We start from the raw sequence: 17,830 nt of genomic DNA on the forward strand, positions 1-17,830 counted from the left end.
CTCCTTAAATTCTTGCTTGAAGTCTTGATAACGTTGAACTCCATCTATTTTCTGCCTCTTGGATGGCTTTCTTATATGCTTCAAGTTCTTTTGTATATTCCTCGGCTATTGATTTTTGTTCTTCAATAGAAGGAAGTGGAATTTCTATATTATTTAATTCCTTATAGCTGATATTCATTACTGCAGTACCCTGCTGTCTAGTAACTAACATCTTTCTTCCTAGCGGACTATCAAAGAATAGCTTTAAATAAATTGTGGATAAGCTTTCGTCTGTAGCTCTAATAACTATTACATTCGATGAAGCAATACATGGATATGTCTGCTCCTCAAATATAGCTATTCTTATAGCTGTTCCTCTTGCAGGTATTAAAAGGTCACCTGTCTGGAGAATATAGTTTGTAATCTTTCGATCCTCTTCATCTAAATGATCCAAAGAGGAATAATCAATTTCATACTCACCAATATTAGAAATATTAACAACACCAATACTTCCGTTAGGATCTTTTCGATTGATTGCTTTTCCTCTAAAAATAGAAGCAACCGTTCCAAGCTCCTGTTTTTTCACATTTGACTCCTGGAATTTTATCCAATCTTCGTCTTGAGCTTCAAATATTCTATCAACGTTCCAATCTCCCATATCTGTCAGCTCATCTTCGAGTACAAAAGTGTCATCTTGAACTACAAGTTTTTTATTACCTGTTTTACGTGCATTTTCATCCTCAAAAACAAATCTCTTGATGGTAACTTCATCTGTTCTTCCAGTTGTAATAATAAGAAGGAATGTCTTTACTCCTGTATTATCGAAAATCCCTGATGGCAAATCAGATATCTCTTTTAGGCAATACATTGATTGCAAGAACTCTCTTAACTCTTTTACTGTTCCTCCAGCAAATGTAATTTTAGCCGGTAACACAATTGACAAGATACCCTCGCTTTTTAAATGAAGAGCTAAGTTCTCGGCAGCAATCATGTCATACTCTCTGCAAATAAACTCAGAACTTTCATCAGCTTTATCTCTGACACCAAACACCGGAACAGATAAAATCAAATCAAATTTTTCAGATGTAAATTCATACTGATATATATTTATCTGCTTGATATCAACCATGTCATTGTCGTCAAACATCTCATTTAAGACTTTGTAATAAAACGCATCCATTGTTGTCAAAGTAAAATGAGAATCATAATGTGTTTCAACAAGCCTTTCTAAAAATGGTGAAAACTTCTCCGCTTCTGCAATGAGAACTTCTTGAAAACCATCGATGAAATTCTTTTCCATTTCATCAACAACTGACTCAGGAACTCTAAACTTTGATCTGTCATCCCCATATTCTAAAATGTCAGTCCAACTAAGTTCATCGAATCCCTGTAAAGTTCTATAGATATCAACAAATCTTTCTTTCTCTGGAAATGGATTAGGAATCTCAAAATCAGTAGCAACACTTTCCATTAATTGATACAATTCGTCATAATCCATTTCGTTTTGAGCACAGTCCTGAAGGACCATTACTTTTTTCAATACAGCTAAAACACTTTGATATTCATTCGGCGTATTATTCCCTCTTATAGCATTAAAGAAGGAATACACTCTATCGATTCTTTTATCATTCTTTTTCATGAGCAGCTCCTCCTGCTGTTAGATATTCTAAACCTTCTAACGATACTATATCACCATGCAAGTTTGTTGTCAATGTATTTTGGTATTTGTATACCAAAGTTTTCAAATCATTGATTTTTATCTTTATCACCTTATATACAATCGTTATAGGGTGAACTCCAGGGTTCATTTTTTTCTTGCTATCTATCTCCTAATGTCAACCTTGTCTTATGGACCAGTTCCCACACAGCCATTTCCGAGCATAAAAAGAAAGGCTTTCCAGCAGCCAATCGTACTCTTTAACGATAGTTCTCTGAAAAGCCTTTTATTTACTACATTATTTTTACTTCTTAGGGTTCACCTTTGACATCAAGACTACCGTCTCAACTTGTTCATCATTGTCCAAACTTATATTTAGATCCTCATCAATGATAGGTAGCTTAAAAGTAATGGATTTTAGCCATTGCCCATTCGCCTGTTTCTCTTCATAAATTTGAATTTCTGAAATGAGTGCTTCTATTAACTGTCTGCGTTCAACATCATTCATGACTTTATAAAGTTTGTCAAAATAAATCAAAACCTTATATATATTATCGCCAGTAAGTTTCTCAGCTTCTATTGTTTCTTTTTTTGCTTTAGCTTCTATTAACTGACCTTCTAATTCCTCAATTTTATCGTACATACGATAAAGTCTATCATCTAAATCGTTCTTCCTTCTCTTATAGTGTTTATCCTCAACATCTAAATTATCTATTTCTTCAATGAGCTTAAACTTTGTAGAATGACTTTTTCTTAGCTCTTTTTGGTAATTATCTATCTCATTTTCAATCGCTGATGTATCAACTTTCATGTTGATTTTTTCCTGCATCATAGATGCAAATTTAGGATTGCTAACTAACTTGATTATTACTTCAGCAACAGCATCATCTAACAATTCTTCTCTAATTTGTTTGTTATAGGTGCATTTATGTCCTCTATTCATAAGTCTATGCTTACAACCATAGTAATAGAAGTCTTTATACTTCGTCCCATCTTTTTTATATTTTATAGATTTGTTCCCAAACATTCCAGCTCCACATATTGGACACTTTACTATTCCTGATAATAAGTGTGTCCTCATGTTCTTGCCCTTATTCACATGTTCATACTTTTTAGCTTGTGCTTTCAGTTTAACTTGTGCAGCCTGCCACACTTCATCCGGAATTATTGCTTCATGAATACCTTCTGCTATTAAATAATCGTCCTGCTCTACTTGTCTGTATTCATTTCTCGTTCCATGTACTTTTTCTAACGTTCTTCTTCCAAATGCAATTTTCCCATTATATACAGGATTTTTAAGAATCTTCCTTATCAATCCCGCATCGAATAATGGATTTTTCCCGTTTTGCCTTGGAATTTTTCTTATTCCATGATTTTCTAAATATTTTGATAGCCCATTTGCACCAATGGTTGTATTCACATATTGATCAAAAATAGTCCTTATTGCGACTGCTTCTTCCTCATTGATTAACAACTTACCATCGACGAGTTTATATCCATATGGAGCAAAGCCTCCATTCCATTTCCCTTCTCTTGCCTTCTGAATACGACCTTCCATTGTTTGAACACGAATGTTTTCTCTTTCTATTTCAGCAACAGCAGACAAAACAGAAATCATCAATTTCCCTGCATCTTTAGATGAATCAATCCCATCTTCAACACAAATGAGATTAACTCCAAAATCTTGCATTGTTTGTAGAGTTGATAGGACATCAGCAGCATTCCTTGCAAATCTTGATAATTTAAATACCAAAACAAAAGATACTCCATCCTTTCCGGATTTTATATCTTCCATCATACGAGTAAACTGAACTCTACCTTCTATAGATTTTCCAGACTTGCCTGCATCTTCGTATTCGCCAACAATCTCATAATCGTTATAAAGAGCAAAAGCTTTCATTCTTGATTTTTGTGCCTCTAAAGAATAACCATCTATTTGTATTGATGTAGATACTCTTGTGTAGAGGTATACTTTAATTTTTTCTTTTGACATAGCATTAACCTCAATATATTTCTCTATATCTTTATATTTCCAAAAAAGTTTGGACTTATATATCAAGTATATTATATCACTTTTATTTATTTTTATCAATCTGTGTTTTTGCCATATCAAAAATATTTTTATTTTCAATGTTATTATCTACTGGCATTGGATCTGGCAGATTATCCAAATCTAAAACACCAGCATACTTTGTAATTAGATTCGCAAACAAATCAGCCAGTCCATTCCAGTCATTATCCACATGCATCCCCCCTTTTCTTCAAACTCTTATATAATCAATCTATAACTTTCTCATCTAACTAAGTTTCATGACATTGACGGGTGCTTAGGATCAGCAACATTGGAATCTCACCACCGCCCCTGTTAAGATGAGCCGGCTTTCACTAAAGAAGTATCATTATCATTACTTAGGTCATGGCTCACAAAGTTATCCTTGTCCTTTATTTTTTAAAAAATTATTTGTCGCTCGTTTCCTTATATCCTTGTTTTTGACAGTATTCATTTAAACCGAATTTCTTCAGCAGGAAAGTTATGGCGTAAATTTTCTTTCGCTCACTAAGTAATTAAAAGTCCCGTCTTGGTCTATTCAGTTGTCAAAGTACAAATACCAGAAAGGGATCATTCTTTTTATCTTCCAATTTGCTTTAACCGACATTCTTTTCTTCGAGAAAGTAAAAGAGGTCAAACTCCCCTTCACTTTATATAAGGAAAATTTGACCCCTTTGGTTACCGAAATTCTAAATTTCTTCGATAAATTTCTTCAGCTTCGCCAAGATTTTGTTTCTTTTCTTAATCAAAGCCGGGTGTGTTATACTTTTTAGCCTTGCTACCGAGCGTACGGTTTCATCCTGAAAGTATAAACGCTCTATGATGTCCCTTTCTTCTGCATTGAGCCTTTATATAGCATTTCTGACGGTTTCAATCATTATCTGTGTTTCCACAATCTTTTCGACATCAACACTTTCATCAATGATATTATCTGAAAAATGTCCATCCTGATCCAAGGACGAAAAAAAGAGCAAGTGGTTTTTTCTGTCCACCTGCTCTAAATACTTTTCATGTTCTCTTTCCCGCCAGTAGACTTTGTATATATCCTCACTGACTTTGACTTTTTGTCCGCCTACATATAGATAATATTCTTTTTTCATTTCGAAGTCCTCCGTTTCTTTTGACTGACTGTTTTTCAGGCAAAAAAAGGAGGACTTCTACACTTAGGCATACGAAGTCCTCTAAAACAGAAGAATAAGAATACTTCTTTAACTACTCTTGCGTGTTTCAGCTTGCATCTGAAACAATAATCTACTATAGAGATTATAGAAAAGAGGAATGTTTTGTTTCTTTGGTATTTCTAACATTGGATGTTTAGATTCTTCCATATTCGTTTCCTCCATTTTATCAATAATCTAAATAGTCGGTATCTTTATCTTCTTCACACATAATTGATTTTTATTCATTTTTTAAGTTTCTATTCTATCAAATAGTTTTATAATCTCAGAATCCGAAAATCCTAAGGCATATAGTTTTTCAAACAATATTTTTGTTAGCCTGTTAAAATTCTGATTTCTTAACTCAATTATTTTCTTCTCACTTTTGATAACAAAATATCCTTTACTTCCACGACTAACAATCAACCCCTGTTTCTCAAGAACTTTTAATGCTTTTTGGACGGTTGTAGGATTACACTCTTCCCTCTCTGCTAAAGTCCTTATGGGAGGCATCTGTTGCCCCGGTACATACTTACCTCTAAAAACAGTCGCTCTTATCACAGATGCTATTTGTAAATATGGATACATATTTACTTAACCTTTTTATTTTTCCTTCCTCGTATAAATTTCCAATAAGCAGAATACGGAATGACCGTAGCAAACAGAAGATAATATTTATTAGCAAATATATCAGGGGCTCCTTTTGCATTGAAATGAACAGGGATTTTCTCCGGGAGAAATAGGCAAATAATAAATATTACAACAATCATTAACATCAATACCAAGACATCTTTTAACAGTCCAACTTTCATACAATTTTCCCTCCTTAAACTAAATAAAATTTAACTTGCTAACTTTTATATAAACTTCGCTTGAAATAACAAGTAAAGTAACTGATATTATCTGCAAAACCGGTGTTATTGGAAGATTTAAAAACCAATTAAGAAGAATTGGTGTAATGAGTGCAATTATCGCGACAAGCCCAGATACAATAACAGGTATGCTTTGCTTTACAACCATCATCTCGCTTTCCCATTCATAATTTGGATACTTTTTATTTAGGGAAATTCCTATCACTGTTATAAAGATCGAATAGCATATAGGAACAATTATTAGGTTAATAACTTGAATAAAGTTCATATCAAGTTTTAGCGTAAATGCAAATATGGAAATCATATACCCAATCAAATGAAGTGTAAGGTTTACAGCTATCTTGGAATTTAAGATCATTTTTACCTTAACAGGAGAGCTTTGCAAAATCCAAATGTTTTTTCCTTCTAAAGATATCGCTGAAGCTGCCGGGCAACTGAGCGAGAGCATAGATGCAATAAATAATGGAGCAAAATTTGAGAGATATTCATTTATATTTTCTATTCCTGAAGACTCTCCTATTTGTTCTACAGAATTAAAAAGCAAAAATATACTAAAAACACATAAAAGTATTACACCAAGGCCTGCATTCAAGACCGCCATATACGAGCTTAAAAAGCGTCCCATTTCTTTTTTATACAAGGAAAAAAATATTGATTTTCTATTATAATATTTTTTGTTATCACAATATCTTGATGTTGTTTTAGCAAGAGTATTAAGCAATCCATACTTCATCGAAACAATTTTTACAAATATATAAAAAACTACTGTTGAAAAAACAATAAATAATCCAACTCCAATATACATTGGAAAATTTGTGTGTTGCATGAATAACCAGGATATTGGGTACAGTTCGGTAATTTGCTTAGAAAGCATGATCTCAATGCTGTCTTCATTACCTGATTTCATAGCTGACACTGCAATATATCCAATTACACCTATCATTGCAAATGAAAAGATTAGAGCAATAACATTTTTCCTCTTAAAATAAGATGAAACAGCCACAACAATGATTCCCATACACGCTGCTATGCACATAGGTATCAATGGAACAAAAATCATGGAGGTAAAATACAATATAATCTGTAATACATTTAAGCTTCCGTTTAACACCCAAACAATGCCTCCCGGAAGCATAAATATAAATCCTATTAAAAAGTTCAATAAATACATAAACATAAACTTGCTACTTATAATGTCTGAGCTTTTTAAAGGTAGCGATAAAAGCGTTTCCATATCACGACTACCAAATAAAATTCCATTAGAATAAAATATTGTCAAAAATAATATTGAAAAACTTGATACCGCAACCATATAAGCCGGTATCAATTCTTGCTGTCCAACTTGTACCAGTGTTTTGGCTGTCATAATATTATAGACACAGAAAAATACAGCAAGAGTTATTATTCCAAAACTTGCAATAACAACAGAGTTTTGCTTTTTATTTCTCGGCTCTCTAATTTCGTTGATTGGAAAAAAATTTATCAATTGGGCTTTAATTAGTATCCAAATTTTGCTCATTATCTTGTACCTCCATGAAAAAAGTTTCCAAAGTTTTATCACCTTTGACTTCTTCTGTGTTTCCGCTTGCGATTAACTTTCCATTTTTTATAATTGCAATTTTATTACATAATTTTTCTGCAACATCCAAAACATGTGTTGAAAAGAAAATAGCTACTCCATCTGACACGCATTCGTACATTACTTTCTTTAGTAGAAAAGCTGCTTTGGGATCAAGTCCTACAAAAGGTTCATCTAAAATTAGTAACTTTGGAGAATGCACCAGTACAGAAATAATCGCTGTTCGTTGCTTCATACCATGTGAATACGAAGATATCATCCCCGAAAGATGCTTAGTCATCTCAAATAAATCACTATATTTTAGAATTCTTTCTCTGCGTATTTCAGTAGAAATTTCAAATAAATCTGCAATAAAATTGATGTACTGAAATCCCGTCATATGTTCATATAAGTCCGGATTATCCGGAATGTATGCCATCATTTTTTTACAAATAACAGGCTCCTCTTTAATGGAATGCCTATCAATCGTTATACTTCCATTCTCAAAATCATGAATCCCAACTACTGCTTTTATTGTTGTAGTTTTCCCAGCTCCATTTGCACCAATGAATCCATAAATATCTCCAGACTGTACTGAAATGGATAGGTTATCAACAACTTTTTTGTCTCCGTAAAATTTACTAAAATTATTTATCTCTAACATGCTTTTACCCCCCTATTGACAATTTGTCAGTTATTCTTTGAAATAATGCCGATAGCTTGTTTAGTATTAGCTATCGGAACATTATTATTTTTACAAACATTCTATTCTTTTTCAATTGCTAAAGAGTTTTTTTGCATTTAAGCTTTGTTCAAGCATTATCTTAAATGCGTTTAAATACTCATTGGCAGACTCTTTTTTTGAATATCTTATACTTATGTTATTTGAAACAAAAACATAAGCTGTCATAAGAAATTCCGCTGTTTCAGACGGATATTTTACAAAAAGTGTTTTTTCTGATATTCCTTGGTTTATTATCCTTTCAAAATATATTGTCAGTTTTTCAATAATCTTATGAGATAACTTATCTATCATATATCGATTTTCTTCAAGATCAACTGTTTTTTGTAACTCTGTTCCCTCTGCTGAAATATTTTCCGAAGATATAATTGTGGCATCTATAAATGCTCTAATTTTTTCAATGGCGGTTTTATCTTCATCATAGGCAATAACATGAATATCTTTCAATAATTTATCTGAATATTGTTCCACAAGACAATATAAGATATCTTCTTTATTTTTAAAGTGATAGTACAGCAAGCCTCTTGATATATTTACTTTGTCAACAATATCCTGAGTTGTTGTATTAGTATATCCTTGTTCTATAAAGAGTAGCATTGCAGCATCCATAATTTCAGCACGTCGTATTTCCGGTTCTTTCACATCTCGCATTTTATCCCTCCTAATTTAAAGGATATCACACAACTGACAATTTGTCAATTGCGTTTTTTCATTTCTTTTGAATTTTATGGTATAATATATTTACAACTTTAGAAAAATGCTTAATGCTTGCTTAACTTTTGTAGCAAGCACAGTAAGTGTACGGACACTTACGGAAAAATTGATGAAGCAGCCCCTCGGGATCTGCTTCTTTTTTTATCAATTTTTAGCTTGTTAGGGAGACCCCAAGACCCCGAAAATCATACAAAGGAGGAAATACCTATGGCAAACAGAATACGAAATGAACGACTTGAAATTAAATTAACTAAACAAGAAAAAACTCTTTTTGAGGAGAAAAGGAAACTTGCAAAGTGCAGAAATATGAGCCACTTTATCCGCAAATGCGTTTTAGAAAAGGAGATTTATCAGGTAGATTTAGAGCCTTTTCGGGATTTACAAGGCTTACTTTCCAATGCTACAAGCAACATCAATCAGATTGCAAAGCGTGTAAATTCGACAGGTGTAATCTACAAAGAGGACATCAGTGATATAAAAAAAGAGATTGAACATTTCTCAAAAGAGCTGTGGCAAATTCATTCACTACTTCTGAAAAGAACATCTGAAGCGGGAGGTGAATAATAATGGCTATTACAAAAATACACCCAATAAAATCGACTCTTAATCTTGCTATCGACTACATTGTAAATGGAGATAAAACAAACGAGCAGCTATTAGTAAGTACTCATAAATGCCACGAATCAACTGCTCACACTCAGTTTTTAAGGACAAGGGAAAACGCAGGAACAAAAGGAACTGTTCTTGCAAGACACCTTATTCAATCTTTTTTACCCGGAGAAGCAAGTCCTGAAATGGCACATCAAATTGGTCTTGAACTGTGTAAAAAGATATTAAAGGACGAGTACGAATATGTCTTATCTACTCACATAGATAAAGGGCATATCCACAACCATATCATCTTCAATAATGTAAATATGGTAACAGGCAAGTGCTATCAATCCAACAAGAAAAGCTACCACCAAATCAGGTATCAAAGCGATAAGCTATGCAAAGAAAATAACCTTTCTGTTATTGATGAATTCTACGAGAGATATAAGAGAAAGTACAAAACAAATGGTAAGTCATGGTATGAAAATGAGCAATCTAAGAAAGGTACTTCTTGGAAAAGCAGGCTTCAATTTGACATTGACCGCATAATAAAGCAATCACAGGATTGGGACGAATTTCTAAAGAAAATGGCGGAACTTGGTTATGAAATAAAGCGTGGAAAACATATAGCCTTTAAGCCAAAAGATAAACCGAGATTTACAAGAGCGAAGGCAATTGGCGGAGATTATACGGAAGAACGATTAAAAGAACGCATAGCGGAAAGGGAAACAATTAAGGCTCCTGCTGTCAAAAAACGCATCGGAAATGTTATTGATATGAATACCAATGCAAAAGTTAAAGAGAGCAAAGGCTATGAATACTGGGCAACAAAACATAACTTAAATACAATGGCTGAGTCGGTTGTTTTCATCAGAGAACATGGCATTAACTCTGTCAAGCAGCTTGATGAATACATACAAAAATCGACTGATGAAAGACAAATTTTACAGGACAAAATCAAGATCATCGATAAGGAAATGCAGAAACTTTCTGCTACTATGGAGCAAGTTTATACTGTAAAAAAATACAAGTCGTGCTACAAGGAATATAAGGCTAATCCGTCTGATAAAGCATTTTTTGAAGAGTACAAAGCTCAGATTACCCTCTATGAAAACGCCCTTTCAGAACTCAAAAAAAACTATTCCAAGCTCCCAAATTCAAAGGATATTTTAGACAGACTTGATAAATTACAAGAAAAAAAGAATACCCTAATGCAAGAGTATTCTTCCTCAAAATCTACTATGGACGAGCTTTACAAGATACGCAGAAACTATGATATTTATATGGGTAAGGAGATGGAGAGATAAGCTCTTGAGTTTTTATATTATTTCAATAAAAAATTATGAACAGCGTTTAACGTCAGTAAATATGATAAAACTGAAAACAATATTACCAAAAAACTGAGAAAAGAAACCGATTCAAATCTTTTTGTTTTAGATATAAATTTGCGAATTACTTGTATCGGATTTTTCTTTTTTCTATCAATATAGACACTGAATACACGCAACAATAAGGTATAAGATATCATTTGTTGAGTTACTCCTATAAATACACCTAAAATTTTATATACTGATATAAAAAATTTTCTTGTATCAACTATTGACGGACTCATTGTTGCCACCATTTCCTTAATGTTAAATCCATAATACAATGTTAATGTGGAAACAACTATTGAAATAATAATGAATTTAACGGTAACTTTTTGAACTTCCTTGCTTAACGATATAATAAATAAAAATATAATAGAAAAAATTAAAGGTATAAGCCCAAACCACTTTAAGAACAAAGATATATACTCTACATATTCTTTAAAAAATTTAACAATTATAGAAGCAATCAATGCTACTACAAAAATAATTCCCCATACATCATTATCACTCGAATTTTGGTTGTATACATATTTCTTTTTTCTTTTTGAAACATAATTATATTCTGGCGAATCGATAAAAGAAGTATTTGTAGATATTTCTATATTTGTACTAAATATCATTACCATGAAATTTTTAAATTTGGAATTTAAAAATTTAACTTTGTCAACAAGTATCCTTAGAACTAAAATTAAAAAACCTAATATCAGAGTTTTAATAATATCTTCAGGTATTGTTTTTACTAATCCAAATAACCAATTTATAATTGTATCAGGCATACACTACCCTCCTAGTTTTTTGGTATTAAACCACTCAAAAGTAAGACCATCAATTATATTAACTTCAAAAGGTTTACTTTTCCCATAACAAATACCATTTTTTACTAAATATGCCTCAACATAATGTCTGTCTGCATAGCAAGTTTCTTCTGTTCTTATTCTTTTTCCTTGTTCAAGCTTAGAATTATAAAAGTCACCTCTTAAGCAATTTGCATTGATCGCTTCGTAACCAGTATTAGTTATTTGCCAGTATATATCATAGTCTTTTATATTAAGTGTAAGTACATTAACTTCAAATCTAAGTTTTCCTTTTTTATTCAAAGCTTCACCACTTTTTATTCGCTTAAATCTGAAACTATGCCAACTATAATATGCTTTTATCTCTACGTCAGTCTTAGCAATACTTGATATTTTCCATTTAGGTTTTTGATGATGACTTAAAGTATTTAACGAAATTCCAATTTCATTAGTATTTTTGCGCAAACTTCTCTGTATATAAAACAAACTCTCATTTAAAGACAATACTTTATTATCTACGCTAAAGTCAACTTTAAGTTGATCATACCACTTCAAAAAACTTTCAAAATATTTTCTATCCTTATCCCATTTCAAAGATAATTTTTCTTTTCCATTAACCGGATTATAAATACAAGGATTTTCATTATCATATTCAATTTCGCTCAAAAGATTTTTAACTACATTCAATAATAATATTTTGAAATCATCACTAATAATCGTACATTTAGGATAAACTTTTGCAACCAAGGTAGTAATTATAACAGAAGATGGTTTTTGTTCCATATTATCTTCAAACATAACCTCTGCATGTCTTTTTAATAGTTGCACAATTCTTTGTAATGGAGTTTTTATTTTATAATCTGGAATTTCTTCTATCTTTGCATAAAATCGTTTAGCATATGATTCTTTTATCAGTTGAAAATCGCTTTGTTTTTTGAACCAATCGAAATATCCTTTAGGATTACTAACTTCCCAGTCAAATGTTATATTATCATAGTTATCACTTCTTTTATCTGAAATTGCAATATTCCCATCATCCGTATCATTCCAAGGAACAGCAGGTAAAATATCTATATGAAAATTTGATTCATCTACATAATTTAATGTCCAACACCTATTGCTTTCTTTTGGAAAATTTTCCATACTATGCTTTAACGAGTAATTTTTAACTATTTTTCCAAGTTCGTCTTTTAATTCTCTTTGGGTCTGGTGATGTCTTCTTTTTTTAGTCAGATTGCAAACAATATCTATATCATACGCCCCTTCTTCAGTAAGAGGTTTAATTGCTGTTCCTAATTTAATAGAACCTTGTAGGTAAATATCCGGACTATATTCTGCTAGGTCAGATTCTTTTATATAGCTTGCAATTGCCTTATACCTGTTTGATGCTTTTTCGTAATTTGATTCAGAAACATCAATTTCATTAATAAGCTCTTTTATCTCCTTCGACATTTCAAATTTTTTCATTTTATTCCCCTCTCTTCTTAAATAATATATTGCGAATGGGCTCCTATTTTAAATGATTTTCCTCTTATATCAACACATTCCTTTTCAATGTCTTCTCTATCTACAAGCTTAATTAAATCATTCTCTTCTTTTACATATTTATACATCATATCAATATATTCATTTGTTAAATGAATCTCATAAATATCAAACAATAATATTTCATTCTTTTTAAAATGCTTAGAATAAGCCATTTTAGGTTTTATTTGCTTTAAAAATTCTATTCTCATGCTACTTAAAACTTCTATAGGCAATATGTTATTTTTTATAATTTCTTCATAAAACTCTCTATATACCGCTACTTCTCTATTTTCTCTACTATCAAACCAATTTAGAACTTTGCTAATATTTTTTCCTTTGGTACAAAATCTTAAATCTTCTTTTTCATAAAAACCTCGTTTATTTTCAAAAATAATATTCAATTTCCTTTCAATAGTACTAAACGAACTACAAACCTTATATACTCCACCAACAGGTTGCAGTTGTTCTATTTTACTTCCCTTAATTAAAAGATATTTATCATCTATTTTTATTTTATATAAATACGCAATACTAAACCTAATATCTTTGCTCCAATGTATCAATGATTTTACAAACAACCCTATTCTTCTATAATTAGCTGCAAATATACCAATCAAAAAACAAATTCCACTGCTAATCAAATTAATTCCTATATTTTCTAACACTTATATCCCTACACTTTCATTATTACTCCCACTTAATTTCTTCATTCACTTTTTGGTGAATATCCACTCTATTAACAACATCAATTACATTTACTAGCCAACCATTTAATGTACAACTTCTGATAAATTCATCAATTCTATTAACTCCATTCATTTCTTTGAGTGTTACAACAACACCAAACCTAACTCCTACGCCATCTTGGGGAGCTAATCGGTTATTTGTCTTTACTTCCATACCCCAGTTTTTATTTTTATAAGAGTCTTTTGGTATCATTCTTTTTGTAGCACTCTCTGCGATATACTTTACATTATCCCATTTTCTAAACTGCTTTCTGGCTTCACCTTCCAAAAGATAATTTTTTTCTCCATCTAATGTGTCTTCTGTATTCTGTTTATCACCCTTAATATCCTTAATTTTTTTATCATCTCCTATTCGACCAAAATGCAAATTCAATTCTGTATTTGTATAGTCAACACCTTGCAATCTATCACACAATGGAAAATAACACATCGTAGCCTTCGCAATATATGGATACTTATTATCCTTTAGAGGAACTGGAAAATCGTAGTTATAAGTATTCCATTTTTCACTAATATCTGATACCACAAATTTTATTTCATCATCTTTTGTTTGAATAATATCGTTTATATGAATTGGTACAACTCCATGCCCATATAAAGCAACTTCCTCAGGAGTCGGTTTTTCATCCCAACCTCTTGCAGCATCAATAATCATGGCTTTTGCAACTTCTCTATTAAGTCCTAACACATCAATTAAATAAGATAATTTTCTCGCAATCCAAGGTGCAGCATAAGAAGTTCCGGCAACACTCGCAGCCCCTAAAGGTTCACAAACCCTAATGTACTCTTCTTCACTGCCACCATAATAGCTCACATCAGGCTTTGCAAAGAAAGATAATACTAATCCTTTACGAGCATATTTAGTAGACAGACCATTCTTACTAACTGAATTTACAACTATACTATTAACAGAATCCGCCGGAGATCCTATTTTTACTATATCTTCACTCGGTTTATTTGTCCCTGCCACAACAAATATTACATTGTTTTCAAACTGAATTTTATCTAATGTTGCAGCTTCAGCAGAAATAAAGTTGTCATTAATTTCCTGATTACTACCAAGTGAAATATTCCAGACTTTTATATCTGAATTATTTACTACAATACTCTTTATTTTCTTTATTATTGAAAATGAAGAAAATTCAGCACCTACCGCTACTCCAAAATGCCTAACCTTAAACCTTCCACAGCCATCATTCAGCCAAGGATTTAATCTTGCTCCATCAACAATAATGGAAGATACTGCTGTCCCATGATTATAATCTTTTGGATTTTTTGGTATATCTTCTGAGACCATATCATGATATTCGACCCAATCACTAAAATAAACACTTTCATCAAATAAGGTATCTATCACCCCAATTGTTGGTTCAATAGTTGGGGATGGTATAGTTACCATTTTTGTTTGATACTCATTGATGAAATCATCAGGTGATAAACTTGACAAATCAACGGTTGCCATTGAAACAAGATAAGGTGCTTTTGCAAAAAGTAGTGCTACTTGCTTTTCGTCTAAGTAAACAGTTTGATTATCTAAAATTCTGCTACTTAAAATATCTATCCCTAATCTTTCAAATAATACTTTTGTATCTTTTCTTACATCATACAAAGTTATAATACTCTGTTTTACATCTATCGTAGGTAACTCTACTTCAAAAGAATCGATATACGATACATCTGCAATCACCTGTTTAAATGTAGACATACTTACAGAAAGGTTTTTAAAAACCTCTGAATTAACAATACTTTTGTCTTCAAATTTGCTCTTGTTGATATTTCCTTTAAATTTTTGAGATAATATATTTGAAGTATTTACAATTAACTCTATGCTTTTAGTTAAATCATCTTCATTAATAAAATATGTTATTATATGTTTACTCTTGTCTAAATTAAATTTTGCTCCAACAATTGCTTCATTAGAATCCGTCCCTTTAAAAAGTCCAGCAATTCTATTACTTTTCGCAACAATCTTATTGTAATAAACACTAACCAAAATACCTTCAAACGGCTTTGTTTCTTTATCCCAGAATTCTTTAATCTGGATTAGCTGAGATTTTAATCTTAATAAATGTTCTGTACTGACTTCCACTTTTCCATTCATGGCTATACCACCGCCATTACCATTTCTACGTGCTTGTACAAAGCGTTTCCCTTTTAATTCCAAAACATTATTCACTATCTACTTCCTCCTTTTTCAGCTTTCTTGATACAGCACTTTTAGACTCCCCTTTTAATTTTTCTATTTCTCTTACAGTAAAACCTTCTTCATGAAGTTGGCTTACGTCCTTTTGATCCAAGTTTCCTATCAAACTATTGTACAATCTTTTCAAATAATCATACTCAGAACCAACATCACTAAATGCAAGTGATGTTTTTATAACGTTTTTTAATTCTCCGGGATAAGGTATTTTCCTCGCTGTCTTCAATATTTTTTTAAATAATCTTGTATCCTTGGATATTCCTTTAAAATTCTTGATAAATGAAGAAAAATAATATTCAGCAACTTCTATTAAATCCTCATCACTATACCTATTGAAATTAATAACAGCATCAAATCTCCTAATTAATGCTTTATCAAAATTTGAATATAGATTAGTTGTTGCAATAAGTACAATCTCTTTATTAAGGTCTGTCAACCTATCTAATTCTCTTAAAATTGTAGATGTTACTCTTCCCATCTCTCTAATATCATTAGAATTAATTCTATCCAATGCAATAACATCAATTTCATCAAATAAAACAACAACCTTATTTGCATTTGGAAGCATATTTATTTCTTTAAATACTTTTATTATGTTTTTATTAGTCTGCCCCAACTTGCTATCTATCAAGTTTTCAAAATCCACCCTAAAAAGAGATCTATCCAATAATCTTGCAACATTTTTGGCTGCTTCTGTTTTTCCACTTCCCGGCAATCCTTCAAATAAAAATTTATTAATACCAAGATTATGGTTTACAGCATTAATAATACCTTTTATATCTTCTGTTATTTCAAGTGGTAAATTTAAAGCCTCTAAATTTCTTATTTCTACTTGTTTTAAAAACTCACTTTCAAAATCACTACTTTGCGGTGAATATAAATTTGATTCAGATATTAACCCCATAATATATTCGGATAACTGATAATCTCCTATGCTATCAAAATATCTTGCTATTGCTATTGCCTCATTTCTAAAGGAATTTTCATTCCTTTCCACATGGTATTTTATTAAATTCAAAACATTTTGTTTTTTCATATTGCCATACCTCCTATTTTCTTTATTATTATATCACAAATCGGGACAAATTTCTACATTTATGGGACAAATATTTAATTTTTAGTTTCTGCATCAAAGGTTATATTAGCGATCCTTCATGAATTAAAAAAGAGCCGGTGCAGTCCTAAGACCACACCGACCATATATTTATCTCTCAGCTTCTTTGTTTGCTTCTTTCTTTTCTTTCGGCTTTTCCTTATCTTCAGCCTGATATTTTTTGATAGCTCCAAGTACAGATTCTTTCTTTTCTTCTTGTCCTTTTATTTGTTCCTTTGCCTTTAGCAGTTTTGTAGAAAGTATCCTAATATTACTATGCTCCTTGCCATTATTATCAATAGAAGCTCTGACTTGTCCAAAGAGCTTAACAAAATCTCCCTGCTTAAATTCCTTTGGAATATCACTTTTTTCTCCATAAGCAGAACAATTATGATATACCTTATTTCCTTCATCATCTTTGGACACAACAGAGAAATTTGCCACCTTAAAGGATTCTCTGTTCTTATTCTCCCTTTCAATTACATCTACCTTTCCTACAATATTTCCAACGATATTGACAAGGTTATCTTTCTCTTCCTGAACATAAAGCAGATCTTTTATCTGTCCCTGTTCTCTTAAATCCTCAATCATATAATCAAATTCTTCATGCAGCAAATTAACGGTGTCATTGTCCATATAAGCATCATAGAGCTTATCCAAGGCACTTTCATCATTAATTCCTTTTTCCATGCTGATAACCGCTTTTACGAAGTTTTTATGGTTATCATTTACCATATTTTCAATCTTATCTCGCATTGTTTTATAATCCATGTTTTTATC

General features: G+C 31.6%; 17 protein-coding genes and 1 pseudogene. 2 read left to right on the top strand and 16 right to left on the bottom strand.

Translation table 11 applies throughout. The features are described from left to right. Positions 1-4: 4 nt before the first annotated feature. The 10 genes and pseudogenes from EL087_RS05485 to EL087_RS05530 all read right to left on the bottom strand — a co-directional run bounded on the left by EL087_RS05485 (position 5) and on the right by EL087_RS05530 (position 8,666). A complete protein-coding gene (locus tag EL087_RS05485; protein ID WP_003029099.1) occupies positions 5-1,618 on the bottom strand; it encodes a restriction endonuclease subunit S in 1,614 nt (537 codons plus the stop codon). Further along, on the bottom strand, positions 1,605-1,787 hold the full coding sequence (locus EL087_RS05490) for a hypothetical protein (protein ID WP_003029097.1): 183 nt from the start codon (positions 1,785-1,787) through the stop codon (positions 1,605-1,607). Before EL087_RS05490 ends, EL087_RS05485 begins: the two co-directional genes overlap by 14 nt. A gap of 153 nt (positions 1,788-1,940) precedes the next feature. Then, positions 1,941-3,629, bottom strand: coding sequence for a recombinase family protein (locus tag EL087_RS05495; protein WP_126407315.1), 1,689 nt, complete (start codon positions 3,627-3,629; stop codon positions 1,941-1,943). Positions 3,630-3,711: 82 nt separating this feature from the next. Then, complete coding sequence (locus EL087_RS09250; protein ID WP_164558134.1) at positions 3,712-3,879, bottom strand: hypothetical protein; 168 nt, start codon at positions 3,877-3,879, stop codon at positions 3,712-3,714. A 496-nt stretch (positions 3,880-4,375) separates the two neighbouring features. Beyond that, positions 4,376-4,786 (bottom strand): annotated as a pseudogene (locus tag EL087_RS05505) (sigma-70 family RNA polymerase sigma factor). 309 nt (positions 4,787-5,095) lie between these two features. Beyond that, positions 5,096-5,431, bottom strand: a complete 336-nt coding sequence (locus EL087_RS05510) for a GntR family transcriptional regulator (RefSeq protein ID WP_126407317.1) — start codon at positions 5,429-5,431, stop codon at positions 5,096-5,098. 2 nt (positions 5,432-5,433) lie between these two features. Next, complete coding sequence (locus tag EL087_RS05515; protein WP_126407319.1) at positions 5,434-5,655, bottom strand: DUF1648 domain-containing protein; 222 nt, start codon at positions 5,653-5,655, stop codon at positions 5,434-5,436. Positions 5,656-5,674: 19 nt separating this feature from the next. Next, a complete protein-coding gene (locus EL087_RS05520; protein WP_126407321.1) occupies positions 5,675-7,234 on the bottom strand; it encodes a hypothetical protein in 1,560 nt (519 codons plus the stop codon). Next, positions 7,209-7,937: an ABC transporter ATP-binding protein gene (locus EL087_RS05525; RefSeq protein WP_126407323.1), complete on the bottom strand. Its 729-nt coding sequence runs from the start codon at positions 7,935-7,937 to the stop codon at positions 7,209-7,211. Before EL087_RS05525 ends, EL087_RS05520 begins: the two co-directional genes overlap by 26 nt. Positions 7,938-8,048: 111 nt before the next feature. Beyond that, a complete protein-coding gene (locus tag EL087_RS05530) occupies positions 8,049-8,666 on the bottom strand; it encodes a TetR/AcrR family transcriptional regulator (protein ID WP_126407325.1) in 618 nt (205 codons plus the stop codon). A 270-nt stretch (positions 8,667-8,936) separates the two neighbouring features. Here EL087_RS05530 and EL087_RS05535 point away from each other — a divergent pair, with 270 nt between their 5' ends. After that, a complete protein-coding gene (locus tag EL087_RS05535; protein WP_126407327.1) occupies positions 8,937-9,293 on the top strand; it encodes a plasmid mobilization protein in 357 nt (118 codons plus the stop codon). A 2-nt stretch (positions 9,294-9,295) separates the two neighbouring features. Then, positions 9,296-10,627 (top strand): relaxase/mobilization nuclease domain-containing protein, encoded by a 1,332-nt coding sequence (locus EL087_RS05540; protein WP_126407329.1) that lies wholly within the window; start codon positions 9,296-9,298, stop codon positions 10,625-10,627. 17 nt (positions 10,628-10,644) lie between these two features. Here EL087_RS05540 and EL087_RS05545 read toward each other — a convergent pair whose 3' ends face one another. The 6 genes from EL087_RS05545 to EL087_RS05570 all read right to left on the bottom strand — a co-directional run bounded on the left by EL087_RS05545 (position 10,645) and on the right by EL087_RS05570 (position 17,821). Next, complete coding sequence (locus tag EL087_RS05545) at positions 10,645-11,466, bottom strand: hypothetical protein (protein ID WP_126407331.1); 822 nt, start codon at positions 11,464-11,466, stop codon at positions 10,645-10,647. 3 nt (positions 11,467-11,469) lie between these two features. Beyond that, positions 11,470-12,951, bottom strand: coding sequence for a nucleotidyltransferase (locus EL087_RS05550; protein WP_126407333.1), 1,482 nt, complete (start codon positions 12,949-12,951; stop codon positions 11,470-11,472). Positions 12,952-12,968: 17 nt separating this feature from the next. After that, the gene (locus EL087_RS05555) at positions 12,969-13,676 is read right to left on the bottom strand and encodes an HU-CCDC81 and SPOR domain-containing protein (RefSeq protein WP_126407335.1); all 708 of its coding nucleotides are present in this window, start codon (positions 13,674-13,676) and stop codon (positions 12,969-12,971) included. Between the two features lie 22 nt (positions 13,677-13,698). Next, entirely contained in the window at positions 13,699-15,933 is a 2,235-nt protein-coding gene (locus EL087_RS05560; protein WP_126407337.1) for a S8 family peptidase, read from the bottom strand. Further along, positions 15,926-16,993, bottom strand: a complete 1,068-nt coding sequence (locus tag EL087_RS05565) for an ATP-binding protein (RefSeq protein WP_126407339.1) — start codon at positions 16,991-16,993, stop codon at positions 15,926-15,928. The genes EL087_RS05560 and EL087_RS05565 overlap by 8 nt, the downstream gene beginning before the upstream one ends. A 168-nt stretch (positions 16,994-17,161) precedes the next feature. Continuing rightward, positions 17,162-17,821, bottom strand: a complete 660-nt coding sequence (locus tag EL087_RS05570; RefSeq protein ID WP_126407341.1) for a DNA-binding protein — start codon at positions 17,819-17,821, stop codon at positions 17,162-17,164. Positions 17,822-17,830: the final 9 nt, after the last annotated feature.

This window comes from Streptococcus milleri, assembly GCF_900636525.1.
GTDB lineage: Bacteria > Bacillota > Bacilli > Lactobacillales > Streptococcaceae > Streptococcus > Streptococcus hominis.

What these genes read in the sequence shown, in the direction of transcription:
- EL087_RS05485 (WP_003029099.1), bottom strand. Translation starts at nt 1,618, where the DNA reads ATGAAAAAGAATGATAAAAGAATCGATAGAGTGTATTCCTTCTTTAAT.
- EL087_RS05490 (WP_003029097.1), bottom strand. Translation starts at nt 1,787, where the DNA reads ATGAACCCTGGAGTTCACCCTATAACGATTGTATATAAGGTGATAAAG.
- EL087_RS05495 (WP_126407315.1), bottom strand. Translation starts at nt 3,629, where the DNA reads ATGTCAAAAGAAAAAATTAAAGTATACCTCTACACAAGAGTATCTACA.
- EL087_RS05510 (WP_126407317.1), bottom strand. Translation starts at nt 5,431, where the DNA reads ATGTATCCATATTTACAAATAGCATCTGTGATAAGAGCGACTGTTTTT.
- EL087_RS05515 (WP_126407319.1), bottom strand. Translation starts at nt 5,655, where the DNA reads ATGAAAGTTGGACTGTTAAAAGATGTCTTGGTATTGATGTTAATGATT.
- EL087_RS05520 (WP_126407321.1), bottom strand. Translation starts at nt 7,234, where the DNA reads ATGAGCAAAATTTGGATACTAATTAAAGCCCAATTGATAAATTTTTTT.
- EL087_RS05525 (WP_126407323.1), bottom strand. Translation starts at nt 7,937, where the DNA reads ATGTTAGAGATAAATAATTTTAGTAAATTTTACGGAGACAAAAAAGTT.
- EL087_RS05530 (WP_126407325.1), bottom strand. Translation starts at nt 8,666, where the DNA reads ATGCGAGATGTGAAAGAACCGGAAATACGACGTGCTGAAATTATGGAT.
- EL087_RS05535 (WP_126407327.1), top strand. Translation starts at nt 8,937, where the DNA reads ATGGCAAACAGAATACGAAATGAACGACTTGAAATTAAATTAACTAAA.
- EL087_RS05540 (WP_126407329.1), top strand. Translation starts at nt 9,296, where the DNA reads ATGGCTATTACAAAAATACACCCAATAAAATCGACTCTTAATCTTGCT.
- EL087_RS05545 (WP_126407331.1), bottom strand. Translation starts at nt 11,466, where the DNA reads ATGCCTGATACAATTATAAATTGGTTATTTGGATTAGTAAAAACAATA.
- EL087_RS05550 (WP_126407333.1), bottom strand. Translation starts at nt 12,951, where the DNA reads ATGAAAAAATTTGAAATGTCGAAGGAGATAAAAGAGCTTATTAATGAA.
- EL087_RS05565 (WP_126407339.1), bottom strand. Translation starts at nt 16,993, where the DNA reads ATGAAAAAACAAAATGTTTTGAATTTAATAAAATACCATGTGGAAAGG.
- EL087_RS05570 (WP_126407341.1), bottom strand. Translation starts at nt 17,821, where the DNA reads ATGGATTATAAAACAATGCGAGATAAGATTGAAAATATGGTAAATGAT.